The following is a 19,607-nucleotide window of genomic DNA, read 5'->3' on the forward strand; positions in this document are numbered from 1 at the left end:
TGATCACCTTAGACCAGCGGCCGCTGCCCTACGACGGGCGAGGGCGTCCACGCCCGCCGCCAGCAGCAGCACCGATCCGGTCACCATGAACTTCTCGCTGGAGGCGAAGCCCAGCAGGCCCATGCCGTTGTCGATGACCGCGATGACGGCTCCGCCGAGGACGGCGTCCAGCACCCTGCCCTTGCCGCCGAACAGGCTCGTCCCGCCGATGACGGCCGCGCCCACGGCGTAGAGCAGGACCTGGCTGCCGCCGGTGTTCGGGTCGACGGACGCGCCGCGCGAGGCGGCGATGATCCCGCCGACGGCGGCGATCGCCGAGCAGATGACGAAGGCGCTCACCTTGATCCGGTCGACGTTGATGCCCGCCCGGCGCGAAGCCTCGGCGTTGCCGCCGACCGCGTAGAGGTGGCGGCCGAAGCGGGTCCTGCCGAGCACGAACGTCCAGACGACCAGCAGGGCCAGCACGATCGGGATGACGACGGGCACGCCGCTCAGCGACGCCACCGCGGGGTTGCGGCTGCGCTCCAGGTTGAGCACGAAGACGGCCACACCCGTGAGCACGGCCAGCGTGCCGACCCTCGCGGCGATCAGCGAGAACGGATCGGCGACCAGGCCGCGCCCGCTCCGCTTGACCGACCTGGTGATCTGGACGGCCGCGTAGCCGCCGACGCCGACCAGCCACAGCGCCCAGCCCAGCGCGGCGGGCAGGTTCTTGTTGGCGATGGCGAGGATGGTCTCGTCGCGGATGGAGATGTTGGTGCCCTCCTCGAGGATCGCCAGCAGGACGCCCTGGAAGGCGAGGAAACCGGCGAGCGTGACGATGAAGGAGGGGATGCCGAGCTTGGCCACCAGCACGCCGAGCACGAGGCCGATGACGACGCCGGTGAGGATGGCCGCCAGGACGCACACGTACCAGGGCAGGCCCATGCCGGTCAGCGTGACCGCCAGCACGGCCGCGCACAGGCCGCTGGCGAAACCCGCCGACAGGTCGATCTCGCCGATCAGCAGGACGAAGACCAGCCCCATCGCGATGACGGTGACCTGCCCGCCCTGCTGGAAGAGGTTGGCGAAGTTGACCGGGGTCAGGAACACCGGCTTGAGCACGGCGAACACCGTGCACAGGACGACCAGGCCGAGCACGGCGGGCAGCGCGCCCATGTCGCCGCCGCGGACCCGCTCCAGGTAGGCGCGGGCGCTGTTGCCGACCGAGGGCCGGCGGGCCGCGGTGACGATCGCCCCGTCCTCTGCGGGGTCGCTGGTGAGAATCCTGCCGCTCATGCCGAGACCCCGTTCCTGAGACCCAGGTCTCCGCTGCGCCCCGCGGTGATCAGTTCGACGACCTGCGCGTGGGTCACGTCGGAGGTCTTGACCTGGGCGGCCATCCGCCCGAGGTAGAGGGCCGCGATCCGGTCGGAGACGGCGAAGACGTCGTTCATGTTGTGCGAGATCAGCACGACCGCGAGGCCCTTGTCGGCCAGCCTGCGGACCAGTTCGAGCACCTGACCGGTCTGCGCGACGCCGAGCGCGGCGGTGGGCTCGTCGAGGATGACGACCTTGCTGTTCCACAGCACGGCCTTGGCGATGGCGACGGTCTGCCGCTGGCCGCCGGACAGGCTGGAGACCTTCTGCCTGATGGACTTGACGGTCCTGACCGACAGGCCGGAGAGCGTCTGCTGGGCCATCTCCTCCATCGTGGCCTCGTCGAGCACCAGGCCGCTCCTGCGCTCCCTGCCCAGGAACATGTTCTGGACGATGTCGAGGTTGTCGCAGAGCGCGAGGTCCTGGTAGACGATCTCGATGCCCAGCTCGCCCGCGTCGCGGGGCCCGTTGACCTGGACCTGCCTGCCGTCGAAGAAGTAGTCGCCGGCGTCGATCGGGTGGATGCCGCCGATACACTTGACCAGGGTGGACTTTCCTGCGCCGTTGTCGCCGACCAGCGCGGTCACCTCGCCCGCGTAGGCGGAGAAGGCGACGTCGTGCAGGACCTGCACGGGACCGAAACTCTTGTCGATCCCTCGGACTTCAAGAACGGGGTTCATATGCTGCGTCCTCCACCGGGGGCACGGCTGCCGCCAGCCGTACCCCCGGCCGCGATCACGGGATTCCCGGCCTACTGGATTCCGGCTTCGGTGCACTTGGCGGCGAACTCGCCCGTGCACAGCTCTTCCTTGGCGACGAAGCCGTCGGCCACGACGTCCTTGACGCTGTCGAAGAAGATCGCCTGGGGGTCGAGCAGGACGGCGGGCACGTCCTGGCCGCTCTCGGTGTCCTTGACGCTGCCGGTGGCCGCGGGCTTCTCGCCCTTGGCCAGCGCGACCGCCAGCGCGGAGGCCGCGTCGGCCTCCTTCTTGATCGCCTTGTAGACGGTCATGCACTGGTCGCCGGCGAGGATGTTCTGCAGGCCCTGGACGGTCGCGTCCTGGCCGGTGACCGGCACCTTGCCGTTGAGGTTGTTCTTCTTCAGCACGGTGATGGCGGCGTTGCCGAGGCCGTCGTTGGCCGCGAGCACGCCGGCGATCTTCGACTCGCCGGTGAGCATCTGCTCGAAGATCGTGCCGGCCTTGGCGTTGTCCCACTCGGGAACCGACTCGTCCGGGCCCTTCACGAACTCGCCGGAGTCGAACTTCGGCTTGAGCACGCCGTCGTAGCCCTGCTTGAACAGCGTGGCGTTGTTGTCGGTCGGCGAGCCGTTGAGGTAGGCGACGATGGGCTTGGCGGCCTTCTTGTCGGCCAGGCACCTGGCCAGGCCCTCGCCCTGCAGGGTGCCGACCTTGGTGTTGTCGAAGCTGACGTAGTAGGCCGCGCCGCCGCCCAGCGTGAGCCGGTCGTAGTCGATCGTGGCCACGCCCTGCGACTTGGCCTTGCTCAGCACGGCCTTGCCGGTGCCGGAGTCCAGGTTCACGATCATCAGCACGGTCGCGCCGTTGGTGATCATCTGGTCGGCGATGGTCTGGAAGGCGTTCTTGTCGCCCTGGGCGTTCTGGATGTCGTAGGCGACGCCCGCGGCCTTGAACGCCTCCTCGAGGTACTTGCGGTCGGCGGTCTCCCACCTGGCCGAGGACTTGCTGTCGGGAAGGATGACGCCGATCTTGCCCGTGGCGGCCGCGCTGGAGGCGGGCGCCGCGCTGGACTGGGCAGTGCCGGCCTGGGTGGTGCCACCGCTGTCGCCCCCGCACGCGGTGAGACCGAGGGTCGTCGCCGCTGCCACGGCGGTCAGGCTGAGGATCCCCTTGCGCATGGTGCAAGGTCCTTTCTGGGGGATGGACGGGGGGTGGGGGTTCCACCGGTCGTACGGCGGCGCCTTGCCGTACGCGGTGAATGTTGTCTGCGGCAACGTATTCCGCCGCGGCCTGCTTTGGAAGACCCTCATCCGGCTGAGTTTGTTGTGGCGGGTAACAATCCAGAAACACCCCGCTCAACCGATCACGCTCTGCGTGATCAGCGCCAGCGCCGAGAACACGGCCACCGTGAGGACCGCGCCCCTCACCCCCTTGCCGTCGAGATGGCGCCGCAGCGGCCCGGAGGCGAGAAAGCCGCCGATCAGGAACGGCACGAGCAGCCCTCCCGTCGCCAACGCCCTGGCGGGCAGGCGGTCGACGAACCAGAGAATGAGCAGCGACTGGGAGGCGCTGAGGAAGAAGAAGGCCGCCAGCGTGGCGCGGATCTGCGGCCCCTTGGCGCTCTGGTAGACCAGCGCGACCGGCGGACCGCCGATGCCGGTGGCAGTACCGGTGATGCCGGAGGCGAAACCCGCCGTCGTGGTCGTCCACCCGTTCCTGGGGACGGCGACGGCCCGGGCGGTCAGCGCGACGGCGACCAGGACCATGACGCCGACGAACACGCCGAGCGTCTGAGTGGAGACATGGACGACGACGAGAGCCCCGACCGCGCTGCCCGGCAACCGGCCGACCACGGCGAACCCGAGACCGCGCCAGTCGATCCTGCGCCACTCGGCGGCCAGCGTGAACAGCGGCAGGGTGGCGTTGACCACCTGGATGGCGCCGGGCATGAGAGTGGGGTCGAGCAACGTCACGACCGGGGCGGCGACCAGGCCGAGCCCGAAGCCGACGCCGCCTTGGACGATCGCGCCGACCAGCACCGCCGAACCTGCCAATATCACGATCAACGCCTCGGAAGTCATGGGCTCTATGCTGCAGGACCGTGCGACTCCCCCTTCTCTCCATCCCCACGTGCGCCGCGATCGTCCTCCTCCCGGCCACCACGCCCGCGGCCCAGGCGGCCCCCGCCGACCCGCTCTTCCGCGGGCCGCTCTCCTTCGCGTCACACTCGTCGGCGTCGCCCGCCCCCGGGCTGCCCTCTCCGGCCTCCCCCTCCCCCGGCCGCCCCTCTGCCGCCTCGCCCTCTCCTGGACGGCCCTCTGCCACCTCGCCCTCCCCTGAACGGCCCTCTGCAGCCTCCCCTGGGCGGACCTCTCCCTCACCCTCCCCCGAACCGTCCATGGCCTGGTCGGCGCCCTCTGGCATGCGCTCCCCCACCACACCCACACCCGGACCGCCCTCCCCCGCCTCGCCCTCCCCTGGGCTGGCCTTCGCCGGGTCAGTGCCCTCTGGCATGCTGCCGGGCTGGGCATCCGGTGTGCGGGGGACGCCGGGGGCGCTCTACAAAACGGGCAGGCTGCCCGTCGCCTCCTGTCCGGAGCCGCCGCTCGTCTCGGGCGGGATTCCGCGCTCGAAGGAGTACCTGTCCGCGATCATGACCTGCCTGAACCGGGGATGGTCAGCGCATTTCACCAAGGCGAAGCTGCCCTTCCGGCGGCCGAAGGTCCGCTACGTCGATGCGCCCACCGAGCGGATCTGCGGTGTGCGGTGGCCGGGCGGGGCCGCGGCGTTCTACTGCACCGGCCAGGCCACCCTCGTCTTCCCCCTCGAAGGACAGTGGATCGAGGGACGCACCGACCTGTACCCGCTGAAGGTCGCCGCGCACGAGTACGGTCACCACGTCCAGCAGCAGGCAGGCATCAGGGCCGCCTACGAGAAGCTGGTGCGCGCCCGCACGGGCGACCAGGCGGAGCTGGGCCGCCGCTACGAGTTGCAGGCCGACTGCCTGGCCGGGGTCTTCGCGGGCAGCGTCTGGCGCTCGCTCGGCCGCTCGGCGGAGCACTGGACGGCGCTGCTCGACGTGGTCAAAGCCAGTGGGGACGAGCCGGACGGGCGGCGCAGCCACGGGTCGGGGGCCAGCCGCGTGTCGTGGCTCAAGCGGGGCTACGCGGCGGTGTCGCCGTCGGCGTGCGACACATGGTCGGCACCGGCGTCGAAGGTGTCCTGAGGCACCCGCGCCCCTCAACACCACCTGACGGCCTGCTCAGGGGCGTTCCCAGGCCGCCCGTCCGCCTGGATCCGTCCGGGGTGGCCGCAGGTGGAATCCCGTGTGCGGGCTGGGGGACGGCGTAGCGGCGGGGACCGGAGTCCCGCTGGAGTATGCGTGATGGACGGGCGGGCGCCGGTGACCACGGTGGTCTGGGGACGCTTGCCGTACGGGAAGGACCGACACCGCCCCACAGCAGGCGTGACGTGGGCGGAGGGGCCCTGGAATGGCGCCGCCGCCCGGCGCGGGGTGGTGCGACGGGCGGCGGTCAGGTCGGGTGGTTCCCCCGAGATGGGCGCGTTCAGGGTCGCGCCCGCCCGGCCGGTGGCCGGGCTCCCGCCGCCCGCGGCCCGGCGGATGGCCGGGTCGCGGGTGCGGGACGTTCGTGCCTGCTTGGCAGGCGGACTACTTGGCCAGCAGCGACCGCAGCACGTACTGCATGATGCCGCCGTGCCGGTAGTAGTCGGCCTCGCCCGGCGTGTCGATGCGGACCACCGCGTCGAACTCGACGTCGCCCGCCTTCACGTGGACGGTGCCGGGGATGGTGCCCTGGTTGAGCTCCTCGACGCCGGTGATGTCGAAGGTCTCCTCGCCGGTCAGCCCAAGCGAGGCGGTGCTCTGCCCCTCGGGGAACTGCAGCGGCAGGACGCCCATGCCGATCAGGTTGGAGCGGTGGATGCGCTCGTAGGACTCGGCGATGACGGCCTTGACGCCCAGCAGCGCCGTGCCCTTGGCCGCCCAGTCGCGCGAGGAGCCGGAGCCGTACTCCTTGCCCGCCAGGACGACCAGCGGCGTGCCGGCCGCGGCGTAGTTGACCGAGGCGTCGTAGATGAACGACACGGGCCCGTCGGGCTGGGTGAAGTCGCGGGTGTAGCCGCCTTCGGTGCCCGGCGCGATCTGGTTGCGCAGGCGGATGTTGGCGAACGTGCCGCGGATCATCACCTCGTGGTTGCCGCGCCGCGAGCCGTAGGAGTTGAAGTCCTTGACCTCGACGCCGTTGGCCTGCAGGTACTGCGCGGCGGGCGTGCCGACCTTGATGGAACTGGCGGGCGAGATGTGGTCGGTGGTGACGGAGTCGCCGACCTTGACCAGGACGCGGGCGCCGGCGATGTCGGTGACGGGCTCCGGCTTCTCCGGCATGCCGTCGAAGTAGGGGGCCTTGCGCACGTAGGTGGAGGCGGGGTCCCACTCGAAGGTGTCGCCGGTCGGGATCGGCAGCGACTGCCAGGTCTCGTCGCCCTTGAAGACGTCGGCGTAGTCGCGCTCGAACATCTCGCGGCCGATCGAGGAGCTGACGACCTCGGCGACCTCGTCGGGTGAGGGCCAGATGTCCTTGAGGAACACCGGCTGCCCGTCGGCGCCCTCGCCGAGCGGCTCGGTGTCGAGGTCGATGTCCATCGTGCCGGCCAGCGCGTAGGCGACCACCAGCGGCGGCGAGGCCAGGTAGTTCATCTTCACGTCGGGGTTGATGCGGCCCTCGAAGTTGCGGTTGCCGGACAGGACCGCGGTGACGGCCAGGTCGTTCTCCTGGATGGCGGCCGAGATCTCCTCGGGCAGCGGGCCCGAGTTGCCGATGCAGGTGGTGCAGCCGTAGCCGACCAGGTTGAACCCGATCTTGTCCAGGTACGGCTGGAGCCCCGAGCGCTCGAAGTAGCCGGTGACGACCTGGGAGCCGGGCGCCAGCGACGTCTTGACCCACGGCTTGCGGGTCAGGCCCTTCTCCACCGCGTTGCGCGCCAGCAGGGCGGCGCCCAGCATGACGTAGGGGTTGGAGGTGTTGGTGCACGAGGTGATCGCGGCGATGGTGACCACGCCGTGGTCGATCTCGAAGCTGGTGCCGTCGGCCAGGGTGACGGGCACCTTCTTGTGCGGCCGCTCGCCGTTGAGCGCGGGCGTGTGCGGCTGGTCGCGGTCGCCGTCATGGTCGACGGCGGGCGCGTCGGAGGCGGGGAAGGACTCGGCCCCGGCCTCGTCGACCGGCCCGAAGTCCTCCTCGGCGGCGTAGTCCTTGACGGCTGCGCGCCAGGCCCGCTTGGCGTCGTTGAGCGCGATGCGGTCCTGCGGGCGCTTGGGGCCGGCGATCGACGGGACGACGGTGGCCAGGTCGAGCTCGATGTACTCGGAGAAGACCGGCTCGGGCGCCGACGGGTCGAGCCAGAGGCCCTGCTCCTTGGCGTACGCCTCGACGAGCGCGACCTGCTCCTCGGAGCGGCCGGTCAGGCGCAGGTAGTCGACGGTCTGGCCGTCGATCGGGAAGATCGCGCAGGTGGAGCCGAACTCGGGGCTCATGTTGCCGATCGTGGCCCGGTTGGCCAGCGGCACCGAGGAGACGCCCTCGCCGTAGAACTCGACGAACTTGCCGACCACGCCGTGCTTGCGCAGCATCTCGGTGATGGTCAGCACCAGGTCGGTGGCGGTCGCGCCGGCCGGGAGCTTGCCCGTCAGCTTGAAGCCGACCACGCGCGGGATCAGCATCGAGATGGGCTGGCCGAGCATCGCGGCCTCGGCCTCGATGCCGCCGACGCCCCAGCCGAGCACGCCGATGCCGTTCTCCATCGTGGTGTGGGAGTCGGTGCCGACGCAGGTGTCGGGGTAGGCCTTGCCGTCGCGGATCATGACGACGCGGGCCAGGTGCTCGATGTTGACCTGGTGGACGATGCCGGTGCCGGGCGGCACCACCTTGAACTCGTCGAAGGCCGTCTGGCCCCAGCGCAGGAACTGGTAGCGCTCTCGGTTGCGCTCGTACTCCCGCTCCACGTTGCGCTGGAAGGCGTCGGGGTGGCCGAAGTAGTCGACGATGACCGAGTGGTCGATGACCATCTCGGCGGGCGCCAGCGGGTTGATGCGGGCGGGGTCGCCGCCGAGGTCGCGTACGGCCTCGCGCATGGTGGCCAGGTCGACCACGCACGGCACACCGGTGAAGTCCTGCATGATGACGCGGGCGGGGGTGAACTGGATCTCGACGCCAGGGGCGGCGTTCGGGTCCCACTGGCCCAGCGCGCGGATGTGGTCGGCGGTGATGTTGGCGCCGTCCTCGGTGCGCAGGAGGTTCTCCAGCAGGATCTTCAGGCTGTACGGGAGGCGGGCAGCGCCCTCGACTGCATCCAGCCGGAAGATCTCGTAAGACGCGTCGCCGACGCGTAGCGTGTCACGGCTGCCGAAGCTGTTCGCGGACACGGTGATTCGCCTCCTCGTTAGACAAGTTCTCCGTCACAGATCCTGCCGCACTTCAGCACCTGTCACGACGTTAGGTCACCCTAACTCGCAGGTGGCGGCAGGTCTCTCGACGTCAAGATATCTCGGAAAGTATCTCGACATCAAGTTACCGGCTAGTAGGCAAGTCTCCAGTACAGCAGGCCGATAATCGCGACAGAAAGTACCGGCGCGAGAATCTTCTGCTCGAACTTCTTGCCGGTCTTGATGCCGATCTTCCAAGGCAGCATGAACTTGTAGGCCATCGGCCACAGCACCGGGCAGCCGCGTTCGGTCATGCAGTCGCCCACCACGTGGATGAGACAGCCGAGCGCGACCGCCAGGCCCAGCCAGGCGTAGCCCACCTCCAGCGACCTGAAGACCACGTACAGGCCGGCGGTCAGGCCGATGTTGACCATCGCCGAGCCCAGCTTGTTGCCGGGGATGCCGATGCCTATCGCGCGTAACGCCAGCCCGATGAGCAGCACCACCACGACGTCCCTGCCGATCGGGTAGCTGCCGGCCAGCCAGTGCGTCCCGAACCCGGCCGCCACCGCGAAGGCCAGGGAGTGCGTCGCCCCCCTGTGCCCGCCCGCCAGCCATGAGACCCCCTTGCCGAGCAGCCAGGTGACGGGCCCGAAGGTCTGCGCGATCGTGGCGCTCGGGTGGTCGAGGTCGGGCAGCATCGCCGCGCCCGCGCACACCAGCGCTCCCGCGATGATCTCGGCGGGGGTCAGCGCGCCCGCCATGATGCCGGTCTCGATGAACCTGCTCGACTCGTTCAGCAGCGGGAGCATGGCCAGCGGGGGCGCGAGGCCCAGCCAGGCGGCGGCTCCCGACATCGCGTGCGTGTGCCCCATCATGTCAAGATCACGCTACGTCATCGTACGGCAAAGCGCGCACCAAGCCCTCGTATGGGCGTTCCGCCACGCCCGCCGGACATCCGCACGCGAGCGGCGCCCGGTTCCAGGGAGCGCAGGGGGCCGCGGCCCGGACGGCAGGGCCCGCAAACGAAGACGAGGCCGTTACCCCGGCGACAGCACCCCCCAGCCCTGCCGACGCGGAACGACCTCGTCTGCTCTAGTTAACGGCCTCCATCCCCATGCATGTTCCCGATTTCCGCGACTTTTTCGTGATCTAGCTCACTCTGTCGCTCATCTCAGGATTGATCGCGCAAGATCGGTTGCTATCGACACGTTACCGATATATCGTCGAAGCATCGAGAACGATCGAAGGTCGATCGTGAACAAGAAGGAGAAGACATGACTTCCGCACAGGCGGCGAGCGGCGGCCAGTGGGCCGACGCCAGGGAGATGAAGCGAGCCGCGCGCGAGGCGTTCCGGACGATGGCCGAGGCGTGGCAGCAGCACGGCGGGCATCACCACCACAGGCGCGGCCCCCAGCCCGAGGGCGGCCCGCACGATCACAGGCAGCGCGGCAGGGGCCGGCCGGGGCCGTTCCCCTTCGACTTCGGCAGGGGCCCATGGGGCGGCCCCGGGGGGCCCTTCGGCCGCCACGGGTTCGGCGGCAGGGGACGCAAGGCCAAGCGGGGCGACGTCCGCGCCGCGATCCTCGCGCTGCTCGCCGAGGAGCCGCGCAACGGCTACCAGATCATCCAGGAGATCGCCGAGCGCAGCGAGGGCGGCTGGAAGCCCAGCCCCGGCGCCGTCTACCCGGCGTTGCAGCAGCTCACCGACGAGGGCCTGGTCATCTCGGAGGAGAGCGAGGGCCGCAAGACCTTCCGCCTCACCGAGGTCGGCCGCGCCTACATCACCGAGCACGCCGACGAGGTGCGGGCGCCCTGGGACGAGATGCGTCCCGACATCGACGACAACTCGGCCGAGCTGATGGACATCGCCAAGCAGTCGGCGTTCGCGATGATGCAGATCCTGCACAGCGGCACCGAGGCGCAGGTCCGCGAGGCCCGCAAGGCGCTCATCGAGACGCGCCGCAAGCTCTACCAGATCCTGGCCGACGGCGACCCCGAGGAGGAGTGACCCCCGGCATGCCCGGCACCCCCCGCGGCACGCCATCCGCCCTCCCCGAGAGTGCCCGGATGGCGAACCCGACCCGCTTCCCCATGGGTGCCCGGATCGTGTACCCGACCCGCTTCCCCGTGGGGTGCCCGGATGGCGTACCCCACCCGCTTTCCCCGTGGGCGCCCGATGGCGTACCCGACCCTCACGCGGTCGCCGCACGGCGCGCCGCGGCCCCTGACCCGATCACGACAGAGCGCAGGCCGGGAGCCCTGGACGGGGCTCCCGAGAGGAGCCACGCAATGAGCACCGACGACCAGCTGCGCATCGGCGACGCCGAGCGCGACGAGACGATGGCGGCGCTGCGCGAGCACTTCGCGCAGGGCCGGCTGACCCGCGAGGAGCTCGACGAGCGGCTCGACCTCGCGCTGTCGGCCCGTACGGCCGGCGACCTGGCCCACGTCCACGCCGACCTGCCGGGCCCCGGCCACTCCCCCACGCGGGACGCCGCCGTCTGGCACGGGCCGGGCGCCTGGCCGGACGCCTGGCGGGAGCGGGCCCCGTGGCCGGAAGCCCGGCGCGGGCAGGACGCGTGGCCGGGCGGCTGGCCGGAGGCCGCCTGGGCGGGAGCGGGCCGGTGGGCCGAGGAGTACGGGCACGGCGGGTCGAGAAGGGCCCGGCACCTGCGGCGCATGCACGCGCACCGGATGCGCCACGCCCACCTGGGGCGCCGCCACCGGGGCCCGGGGCCATTCGCCCCCGTCCTGCTCGTGGCGCTGGTCATCGGCCTGGCGGTGAGCGGGTTCTCGGTGCTGAAGGTGCTGTTCTTCGTGTGGGTGGCCGCGATGGTGTTCGGGTTCGCGCACCGCCGGGCACACCTGGCCCGCCTCGGCCGCTGACCCGCAGACCGGTGACACGACGCCGAGGGAGGGCCGCCGACCCGCAGGCCGGTGACACGACGCCGAGGAAGGGCCGCTGACCCGCAGGCCGGTGACACGCGGCCGAGGGCCCGCCGCTGACCCGCGACACCGGACCGAGGGCCGCAGCAGCCCCGCAGGCCCATGACACCGGAACGAGGCACGGCCACAGGCCCGCGGACCCGGGCACCGGGGTGAGGGATGCGGGGCCGTACTGAGGGCTAGGCAGCCCGCGGATCGCTGGGTACCGTCCGAACCATGGCCGAACTCGAAAGTTTTCCCTTCCTGACCGGCCCCCGTGGATGCCCGCACGAGCGCTACGCCCAACGGCGCGACAGCGATCCGCTCGGCCGGGTCAGGCTGCCCAGCGGCGACGTGGTCACGCTGGCCACCAGGTACGACGACGTCGTCGCGGTGCTGAGCGACCCCCGGTTCAGCCGGAACCTGCACTACCCCGGCGCGCCACGGATGTTCGAGGGCTACAACATCGCCGACTCCCCCGGCAGCCTGATGAACACCGACCCGCCCGAGCACACCAGGCTGCGCAGGCTGCTGTCGGGCACCTTCACCCCGCGCCAGGTCTCCACCTGGCGGCCGCGGCTGCGCGCGCTCACGCACGAGCTGATCGACCGGCTGCCCGCCACCTTCGACCTCGTCGCCGACCTGGCCTTCCCGCTGCCGGTCCAGATGATCTGCGACGTGATGGGCGTGGCGGGCATCGACACCGAGCGCGTGCGCGGCTGGTCGGACGCGATGCTGTCGACGTCGAGCCTCACCTCGGAGGAGAAGCTCGCGGCGGCCACCGAGTTCTACCACTACGCCGCCGACCTCATCGCCGCCCACCGCGAGGACCCGGGTGACGGCCTGCTCGCGGCGATGATCGAGGCGAGGGACGAAGGCGACCGGCTGAGCCAGGACGAGCTCGTCCGGATGACCGTGGGGCTCTTCCTGGCCGGGCACGAGACGACGGGCTCCGTGCTGGCCAGGTCGATGCTCAGGCTGCTCGATCCGCGGGAGAGCTACGAGCGGCTCGTCGCCGCGCCCGAGCTGATCCCCACGGCCGTCGAGGAGCTGCTGCGGCTGGAGACGCCGGGCGAGGGCACGATGATCAGAGTGGCCACCGAGGACATCGAGCTGCCCTCGGGCACGGTCGGCAAGGGGGAAGGGATCATCGCCGCCTTCGTCGGCGCGAACAACGACCCGTCCGTCTTCCCCGAGCCGCGCACCATGGTCCTGGACAGGAAGGGGCCGCAGCACATCACGTTCGGCCGCGGCGCGCACTTCTGCCTCGGCGCGAACCTGGCCAGGATGGAGCTGCAGGAGATCCTGGGCGTCCTGGTCGACCGGCTGCCGGGGCTGACGCTCACCGAACCCGCCGACACCCTGCCGTGGACCACGGGGAACCTGGTCCACCGCCCCGTGCGGCTGCCCGTCCGCAAGACCGGCGGGACCTGACGGGGCAGGCGCGGCGGGCCCCCTGCGATCCCCTCTCCGCGGACGCCGTCAGCCGCGCCGTACCCCCGGGGACCTCCGCCTGCCGTACTCCGGAGACCTCCGCCATCCAGGTGCGGAGACGGTGGAGAACCCGAGCACCCGCTCCCCCGGGCGGGCGTCGAGCGCGCGCCAGGCGGTCGAGCAGCGGCCGGTAGTGCCGGGACGCCGGGCCGACCTGCGGCAGTACGCTGCTAGGTGAGCAGCGCCAGCGTCCGCTCCGCCAGTCCCTTGGGCGCGGTCTTCGGCGAGCCCGCGTTGAAGGGCGGCTGCGGGTCGTACTCGATGGCAAGCTGTACGGCCTGCGCGGTCTCCACGTCGATGGCGCCGGCCAGCAGGGTGAGCGCCATGTCGATCCCGGCCGACACGCCCGCCGCCGTCACGATCTTGCCCTGCGTGACCACCCGCTCGCTCACCGGCTCGGCGCCGTACTGGGCCAGCATGTCGAGGATGGCCCAGTGCGTGGTGGCCTTCGTGCCCCGCAGCAGCCCCGCGGCGCCCAGCAGGAGCGATCCGCTGCAGACCGACGTCGTCCACCGGGTGTGGGCGTGCGCTTCGGCGATCCAGTCGACGAGGGCCTGGTCGTGCAGCGCGTCGAAGGTCCCCGCGCCCCCGGGCACGATGACCACGTCGGGACGGGGAAGGTCGGCGTAGCCCGCCGTGGCCTGCAAAGTGAGGCTGCCGCGGTCGTCGGTGACGGGGCCCGGCTCGGCGGCGACGAACGTGACGGTGCACCCGGGCGCGAAGGCCATCACGGTGTAGGGGCCGACGGCGTCGAGCGCGGTGAAGCGCCGGTAGAGCGGGATGGCGACCTGCATGGTCAGTGCTCCTTCTTCTGGAAGCGGCGACGGTAGTCGCCGGGTGAGATCCGCCAGTGGCGGTGGAAGACGCGGTGGAGGGTCTCCGGTGTGCCCAGCCCCGCCTCCCTGGCCACCCGCTCGAGCGGGTGGTCGGTGAGCTCCAGCAGCCGCCGCGCGGCGTCGGCCCTGCTGCGCTCGACGTACCGGCCGGGTGACAGGCCGGCCTGCGCGGTGAAGACGCGGGAGAAGTGCCGCTCACTCATCCCCGCGTGGCGGGCCAGGGCGGGCACGCTCAGGTCGCCTGCGGGATTGGCGTCGATGTACGTCTGGAGCTCGCGCAACGGCTCGCTGCGCGGAGTCAGCGCGCTCATCGGCGTGCTGAACTGGCTCTGCCCGCCGGGCCGTTGCAGGTAGACCACCAGCCCGCAGGCCACGTCCCTGGCCAGGGCGTGCCCGTGGTCCTCGGCCACCAGCGCGAGCGCGAGGTCGATGCCCGCCGTCACGCCCGCCGAGGTCCACACGGTGCCGTCCTTGATGTAGATCGGATCGGCGTCCACCTCGACCAGCGGGTACCTGGCGCGCAGCGCGTCGGCGGCCAGCCAGTGGGTGGTCGCCCGCCTGCCGTCCAGCAGGCCCGCCTCGGCCAGGAGCAGCGCGCCGCCGCACACCGAGGTGACCCTGCGCGACATCCCGGCCAGGCGCGTGATGCCGTCGATCAGCTCCCGGTCCGGCAGGAAGTCCAAGGTGGTCAGCCCGCCGGCGACCACCAGCGTGTCGACCGGCCCGTCGACGTCCGCCAGCGGGGTCCGCACGACCGTCGCGACCCCGTTGAGGGCGGCCACGTCGCCGGCGCGGACGGCGGTCACCTCCACCTGGTAACCGCCTTCGCCGGCCAGCATGCCCGCCAGGGCGAACACGTCGGCGGGACCGGCCATGTCGAGCAGTTGGAACCCCTCGAAGACCACGATCACGACGCGCCGCTGCATGCTTTCATGCTGGTCAGCGTCACACGATGGCGTCAATGACAGGAAGATTGCATATCCTGCCACGCCGCCCGAGGTCGAGGCCCAGGTGCCCGTACCCGCCTCTGCCGGCGATCCTGAACATCCCGCCGCCACCTGGGCCGACGAAGGTGGCCGGGCGAAGCTCGTCCCGCTGCTCGGCTACCGGGTCACGGTCCTTGAAGGCCGTGGCGAACAGCACCGTGTCCTGGGTGTCGGGGTGGCGGGCGATCCGGCCCCGGCCAGGACGCCTTCTCGCGCACCGCGCCCTGCGGGTCGGCGTGCTCGCTGATGACGTACGGCCGGTCAGCGTCGAGGGGGCGTGCCGTACGGAAGGGCAGCCCCGTCCCTTCGAGGGCCCGCTTCTCGCAGGACACGGATCGCCGTGCACGGTCGGGGGCCGTGCCGTGCGGCGAACGGCGGGTGCACGCACAGCCAGCATGGGCGATATGTCCGAATTTATACCGATTAGCGGGGGTTTGGGAAAAATGGCCATTCACCCCCGTTATAACGGCCCAAATCGGGCTATATCGACTGATAGATCTTTAAGTAGAGCAATAGCAACGTTAATGTACAGCAAAATGGGGCGATGTCCCGTTTGTCTGGCATGCGGCCCGGCAATCAAGAGAATGCAGGGATGGTCGCTCGTGACCATAGAGAACATTTCAACCACCCTGAATTCGTCATTCACGGGCAGTCAATCCTTTCAGGAGGAAACCCAATGACCAGCTTCAAGCGAGTCATCGCAGGCCTCGCACTCACCACCGCCGTGAGCGGCGGCTTCGTCGCCGTCGGCGCCACCACCACCGCGGCATCCGCCGCCACCACTGCTTCGGCCGTCACGACGGGCTGGGGCGGCTGGGGCTGCGGTGGCTTCCGTCGCTGCGGCTTCAGGGGCTGGGGCGGCTGGGGCGGCGGCTGGGGCCGTCGCTGCCACAACCGGGGCGGCCACGGCCGTCTCAGGATCCACATCAACAACCACGTCAACACGAACAACACGAACACCAACAACAACAACAACGAGGCCGAGGTCGAGCGCGACAGGCACTGGGACGGTGCGAACACCTGAGTCCTGACCTGATGGCGCGGGCCGGCTTTGCCGGCCCGCGCTCACGCGAGCCGAACACGAACCGCAAGGGGTTTATCGCCGCCCAATAAATTGAACCTTCAGAACGACAGAGTTTTTTCGCGGGTCGATTATTCAACGCTTTCCGAGGACGGCGGGTCGATCCGATTCCCGTGAAGTGCGCCGCGGGTTCGTCGCGGTACGACCGATGAATTGTCCAGTGATTCGTCGGGCCGCGACGAACCCGCGTGCTTTGCATTGAACCCGGCATGCCCCACATTCGAAAGCACAGCCCCTGCGGGCACCGATTGACGAGCCCCCAGGGCGGGAGGCGACCAGATCTACTTCCGCAACGGCCGCCTCGTGACGGCCTGGGCGCGGGTCCACGACCGCATCATCGCCCGCGACGCCCGCGGTCTGGCCTACCTCGCGGTCATCCTGCCCGACGCCGGGCGCGCCGAGGTCGCCCGGCACCTGCCGGACCTGCGCAGGGACCTGCGTGAGGCCGCCGCCCGCCGGGCGAGGGAGCGCCGGTCGCTCGGCCTGGGCGGCGCCGGGAAAGTCTGGACTCCTCGTTGATCTCTAGTCTCGTACTTCAGCGATCTTCAGTTCGGCTGGAGAGGGCTCTTCGGGGCCCGGTGGAACTCGACGCCGACGAAGTGACCGTCGGTGAAGCCGAGGCGCACGCCATCGCAGTGTGCGAACGGCGTCCCCCATGTGTCGTGCGAGGCATCCGGCAAACACGCCACCAACGCCAGCTCGATCGCCCCTCCGTGCCCGATCAGCAGCGCCGACCCGCCCTCGGGGACACCAGCCACCGTGTCCGCCCAGATCGCGCGATGGGTCTGGGCCACCGCCGCCGCGGCATGACCCTTCCGGATGACGTCCGCGAGTCGCCGGTACGGCTGCGCCCAGTTCCACTGGGCATGCCGGGGGATCTCTCCGGATACGTAGCCGGACGGCATCTCCATGGTGTCGTCGACGGCGAAACCCATCGCGACGGCGGTCTCGACCGCCCGAGGGAGCTGTGCCGGCGCACGTCCAGCCAACGCATGGGGCGTCCTCCTTCACAGGGCGGTGTGGCGGGCAGGCAGAACACCTGCGACCACCGCGATCATCCAGCAACGACAATCATGCGGTGGCCGCCAGCCACCGCATCACCACCGCATCACCACCGCGGCTGTAACCCGGCACGCCGGCGGGATCGCCGCGCGGCTGGAGTAGGAGCGTGGCCGCCGAAGGTGTCCGGCAGGACGAACCGCGTCACCTCGGGCGGGTTCGCCCTCGGCACGGTCACCGCGCCGGAGGGGACGGACAGTCGGGAGATGTCGAGTTCCTCCAGGGCGGTGAGCCGGCCGACACCGGCCGGCAGGGTGAACCCGACCGCGTTGCCGGCGACCCGCAGCACTCCTAGCGCGGCCAGGTCGCCGATCGACTCGGGCAGGGCGGTCAGCCCGCACTCGCGCACCGACAGGTGCTCCAGCCGGGTGAGCGCCCCGAGCGTCTCGGGCAGCTCGTCGATCAGGTTGCCGTCCAGGATCAGGGTGCGCAGCCACGGCATCCGGAGCACCTCGGCGGGGAACGCCTGGAGTTTGCGCCCGGTCAGGTCGAGGTGCTCTGCCCGGTCGGCCAGAGCCCGGGACACGTGATCACTCGCCGACTCGGCCGCCGTCCAGTGCTCCGGGCCGCAGGACCGGCAGCCCGGCCCGCAACCGGTCCAGGAACTCGTCGACGTCCAGGCAGCGGTCCTCCGCGTCGACGACCTCGGGCACGAACGCCTCGACGATGCTGTCCCCGACGGCGAAGTCGGCGTCGTCGTCATCGTCGTCGTAATTGTTCACCCAGCGCCCGCCGGGGGCGTACACGTCCATGGCGTGGTCGTAGTCGATCACCCAAGGGGTATCGACGATCCCGGTCCGCAAAGAGCCGTGGTTGTACCAGCCGTAGACCAGGTGGGTGAAGGCGCCGTCGTGGATGTAGATCTCCGCTTCGCCGCCTTCCATGGTCTCGGCCTTGGTGTGACCGCCGACGTACAGGCCGGGCCGGTCCTCATAGAGCGCGATCGGGCCGTTGACCGTCAGATCGCCGGTGACCACGATCAACTCGACGTTGCCCTCGGCGTCGCCGCCGCGCAGTTCGTTGATGGCGTCCAGGAAATTCCCGTCGAGGGTGAGGTCGCCGTCGAAGAACAGCACCTCGTCGTAGCCGGGCGAGGCTCCCGCACCCTCGAACACGGCGGACAATGCGCCGCACAGGCGGGCATCGGCATCGGCATAGGACAGGGACGCGGGGATGGCGGATATCGGCATGGGGAAGAGCGTAGGTCCGTGTACCGACAATCCGGCGCGCGACAGGGTTCTGAAAACACGGCCCTAGCCCATCTCCTCCAGCTTGCGGCCCCGCGTCTCCTTGATCCACCTGGTGACGAAGACGAACGACAGCGCCGCGAAGCACGCGTACATGACGTAGGTGAGCGGCAGGTTCCACTCCGCCAGGCTGGGGAACGTCACGGTGATCGCCCAGTTGGCCAGCCACTGGGCGGCCGCGGCGACCGACAGGGCGACGGCGCGGATGCGGTTGGGGAACATCTCGCCCAGCAGGACCCACACCACCACACCCCATGACAGGGCGAAGAACAGCACGAACGTGTGGGCCGCGATCAGCGCGACGGCGCCCTGCGGGTCGGGCATCGTGACCGTCTGGCCGGCGTACTCGGCGGCGCTGAACGCCCACGCGGCGGTGCCCAGCGAGATCGCCATACCGGCCGAGCCGATCAGCAGCAACGGCTTGCGGCCGAGCTTGTCGACCAGGGCGATGGCGATGAACGTGCCGATGATGTTGATCACCGAGCTGGAGAAGCTGATCAGCAGCGAGTTGCTCTGGGTGACGCCGACCGACTGCCACAGCACGGAGGAGTAGTAGAAGATCACGTTGATGCCGACGAACTGCTGGAAGACCGACAGCACGATGCCGATCCACACGATCGGCAGCAGCCCCAGCGCGGGGCCGCGCAGGTCGCGCAGGTGCGTGCGTTCCTCCGTCCGCAGCACGCTGCGGATCTCCTCCAGCCGGGTGTCCAGGTCGGCGCTCTCTCCCTCGACCTCCGCCAGCACCCGCTTGGCCGCCTCGGTACGGCCGACGGCGACCAGGAAGCGCGGCGACTCGGGGATCACCGAGGCGAACAGCAGGTACAGCAGGGCCGGCACGACGCACGCGCCGAGCATCCACTGCCAGGCCTGCAGACCCCACAGCTCGTTGTTGACGTTGCCGCCGGCCAGGCGCGCGATCATGTAGTTGACCAGCTGGGAGACCGCGATGCCGAGCACGATGGCCAGCTGCTGGAAGGAGCCCAGCCGGCCGCGGTAGGCGGGCGGGGCCACCTCGGCGATGTAGGCGGGGCCGATCACGGAGGCCATGCCGATGGCCACGCCGGCGAGCACCCGCCAGAAGGCCAGGTCCCAGAGGGCGAAGGGCAGCATCTGGCCGATCGAGCTGACCGCGAACAGTCCCGCGGCCAGCTGCATGGTCCTGACGCGCCCCCACCGGTCGGCCACCCCGCCGGCCAGCCACGCGCCCGCCGCCGACCCCAGCAGGGCGATGGCCACGACGAAGCCCGTCTCGACCGCGCCCACCTGGAAGTGGTGCCGGATGCCGGTGACCGCGCCGTTGATCACCGAGCTGTCGTAGCCGAACAGGAAGCCGCCGATGGCGGCGGCCGCCGTGATGAAGACGACATGACCGATGTTTTCCTGTCGCACATGCTCAGAGCGCGCCATGTCGCGCCCACTACCCACGGTCGCGCCCACTACCCACGGCAGGCCTGGCTACGGCTCCGCCCG

The 19,607-nt window shown here is 70.4% G+C and carries 19 protein-coding genes; 6 read left to right on the top strand and 13 right to left on the bottom strand.

Annotation, left to right across the window (positions count from 1 at the left end):
* Window positions 1–3: 3 nt before the first annotated feature.
* From ABZX22_RS00545 to ABZX22_RS00560, 4 genes are all read right to left on the bottom strand, one after another.
* Window positions 4–1,278 (bottom strand): ABC transporter permease, encoded by a 1,275-nt coding sequence (locus tag ABZX22_RS00545; RefSeq protein WP_354904418.1) that lies wholly within the window; start codon window positions 1,276–1,278, stop codon window positions 4–6.
* Window positions 1,275–2,039 (bottom strand): ATP-binding cassette domain-containing protein, encoded by a 765-nt coding sequence (locus ABZX22_RS00550; RefSeq protein WP_354904420.1) that lies wholly within the window; start codon window positions 2,037–2,039, stop codon window positions 1,275–1,277. The genes ABZX22_RS00545 and ABZX22_RS00550 overlap by 4 nt, the downstream gene beginning before the upstream one ends.
* A 71-nt stretch (window positions 2,040–2,110) precedes the next feature.
* The gene (locus tag ABZX22_RS00555; protein ID WP_354904423.1) at window positions 2,111–3,238 is read right to left on the bottom strand and encodes a substrate-binding domain-containing protein; all 1,128 of its coding nucleotides are present in this window, start codon (window positions 3,236–3,238) and stop codon (window positions 2,111–2,113) included.
* A gap of 177 nt (window positions 3,239–3,415) precedes the next feature.
* The gene (locus ABZX22_RS00560; protein WP_354904425.1) at window positions 3,416–4,141 is read right to left on the bottom strand and encodes a sulfite exporter TauE/SafE family protein; all 726 of its coding nucleotides are present in this window, start codon (window positions 4,139–4,141) and stop codon (window positions 3,416–3,418) included.
* Between the two features lie 419 nt (window positions 4,142–4,560).
* Here ABZX22_RS00560 and ABZX22_RS00565 point away from each other — a divergent pair, with 419 nt between their 5' ends.
* Window positions 4,561–5,286 carry a neutral zinc metallopeptidase gene (locus ABZX22_RS00565; RefSeq protein WP_354904428.1) on the top strand — a complete coding sequence of 242 codons (726 nt, stop codon included), beginning with the start codon at window positions 4,561–4,563 and terminating at the stop codon, window positions 5,284–5,286.
* Window positions 5,287–5,730: 444 nt separating this feature from the next.
* Here the strand turns inward: ABZX22_RS00565 and acnA are convergent, their stop codons facing one another.
* Together acnA and ABZX22_RS00575 are read right to left on the bottom strand one after the other, a co-directional pair.
* Complete coding sequence (gene acnA, locus ABZX22_RS00570) at window positions 5,731–8,508, bottom strand: aconitate hydratase AcnA (protein WP_354905232.1); 2,778 nt, start codon at window positions 8,506–8,508, stop codon at window positions 5,731–5,733.
* Between the two features lie 146 nt (window positions 8,509–8,654).
* Entirely contained in the window at window positions 8,655–9,380 is a 726-nt protein-coding gene (locus tag ABZX22_RS00575) for a metal-dependent hydrolase (RefSeq protein WP_354904430.1), read from the bottom strand.
* Window positions 9,381–9,779: 399 nt separating this feature from the next.
* On the opposite strand from ABZX22_RS00575, the gene ABZX22_RS00580 reads away from it, so the two are divergent.
* The 3 genes from ABZX22_RS00580 (at window position 9,780) to ABZX22_RS00590 (ending at window position 12,865) form a co-directional block, all read left to right on the top strand.
* Window positions 9,780–10,514, top strand: a complete 735-nt coding sequence (locus ABZX22_RS00580) for a PadR family transcriptional regulator (protein WP_354904432.1) — start codon at window positions 9,780–9,782, stop codon at window positions 10,512–10,514.
* A gap of 281 nt (window positions 10,515–10,795) precedes the next feature.
* Window positions 10,796–11,392 carry a DUF1707 domain-containing protein gene (locus ABZX22_RS00585; RefSeq protein WP_354904435.1) on the top strand — a complete coding sequence of 199 codons (597 nt, stop codon included), beginning with the start codon at window positions 10,796–10,798 and terminating at the stop codon, window positions 11,390–11,392.
* A 276-nt stretch (window positions 11,393–11,668) separates the two neighbouring features.
* A complete protein-coding gene (locus tag ABZX22_RS00590) occupies window positions 11,669–12,865 on the top strand; it encodes a cytochrome P450 (RefSeq protein WP_354904436.1) in 1,197 nt (398 codons plus the stop codon).
* Window positions 12,866–13,095: 230 nt separating this feature from the next.
* Here ABZX22_RS00590 and ABZX22_RS00595 read toward each other — a convergent pair whose 3' ends face one another.
* The 3 genes from ABZX22_RS00595 to ABZX22_RS00605 are packed head-to-tail and all read right to left on the bottom strand — an operon-like array spanning window position 13,096 to window position 14,904.
* Window positions 13,096–13,719, bottom strand: coding sequence for a DJ-1/PfpI family protein (locus tag ABZX22_RS00595; protein ID WP_354904439.1), 624 nt, complete (start codon window positions 13,717–13,719; stop codon window positions 13,096–13,098).
* Window positions 13,720–13,721: 2 nt separating this feature from the next.
* Complete coding sequence (locus ABZX22_RS00600) at window positions 13,722–14,687, bottom strand: DJ-1/PfpI family protein (RefSeq protein WP_354904441.1); 966 nt, start codon at window positions 14,685–14,687, stop codon at window positions 13,722–13,724.
* 19 nt (window positions 14,688–14,706) lie between these two features.
* Window positions 14,707–14,904 carry a hypothetical protein gene (locus tag ABZX22_RS00605; RefSeq protein WP_354904444.1) on the bottom strand — a complete coding sequence of 66 codons (198 nt, stop codon included), beginning with the start codon at window positions 14,902–14,904 and terminating at the stop codon, window positions 14,707–14,709.
* Between the two features lie 519 nt (window positions 14,905–15,423).
* Here ABZX22_RS00605 and ABZX22_RS00610 point away from each other — a divergent pair.
* Both ABZX22_RS00610 and ABZX22_RS00615 read left to right on the top strand, forming a co-directional pair.
* Window positions 15,424–15,771: a hypothetical protein gene (locus ABZX22_RS00610; protein ID WP_354904446.1), complete on the top strand. Its 348-nt coding sequence runs from the start codon at window positions 15,424–15,426 to the stop codon at window positions 15,769–15,771.
* 360 nt (window positions 15,772–16,131) lie between these two features.
* Window positions 16,132–16,347 (top strand): hypothetical protein, encoded by a 216-nt coding sequence (locus ABZX22_RS00615; protein WP_354904448.1) that lies wholly within the window; start codon window positions 16,132–16,134, stop codon window positions 16,345–16,347.
* 26 nt (window positions 16,348–16,373) lie between these two features.
* Here ABZX22_RS00615 and ABZX22_RS00620 read toward each other — a convergent pair whose 3' ends face one another.
* From ABZX22_RS00620 to ABZX22_RS00635, 4 genes are all read right to left on the bottom strand, one after another.
* Complete coding sequence (locus ABZX22_RS00620) at window positions 16,374–16,763, bottom strand: hypothetical protein (protein WP_354904450.1); 390 nt, start codon at window positions 16,761–16,763, stop codon at window positions 16,374–16,376.
* 173 nt (window positions 16,764–16,936) lie between these two features.
* Window positions 16,937–17,413 carry a hypothetical protein gene (locus ABZX22_RS00625; RefSeq protein WP_354904452.1) on the bottom strand — a complete coding sequence of 159 codons (477 nt, stop codon included), beginning with the start codon at window positions 17,411–17,413 and terminating at the stop codon, window positions 16,937–16,939.
* A 4-nt stretch (window positions 17,414–17,417) separates the two neighbouring features.
* Window positions 17,418–18,077: a hypothetical protein gene (locus ABZX22_RS00630; protein WP_354904454.1), complete on the bottom strand. Its 660-nt coding sequence runs from the start codon at window positions 18,075–18,077 to the stop codon at window positions 17,418–17,420.
* Window positions 18,078–18,140: 63 nt separating this feature from the next.
* Window positions 18,141–19,544, bottom strand: coding sequence for a sugar porter family MFS transporter (locus ABZX22_RS00635; protein ID WP_354904456.1), 1,404 nt, complete (start codon window positions 19,542–19,544; stop codon window positions 18,141–18,143).
* Between the last annotated feature and the right edge of the window lie 63 nt (window positions 19,545–19,607).

The organism is Nonomuraea sp. NPDC003804, from assembly GCF_040610675.1.
In the GTDB taxonomy this organism is placed as follows: Bacteria; Actinomycetota; Actinomycetes; order Streptosporangiales; family Streptosporangiaceae; genus Nonomuraea.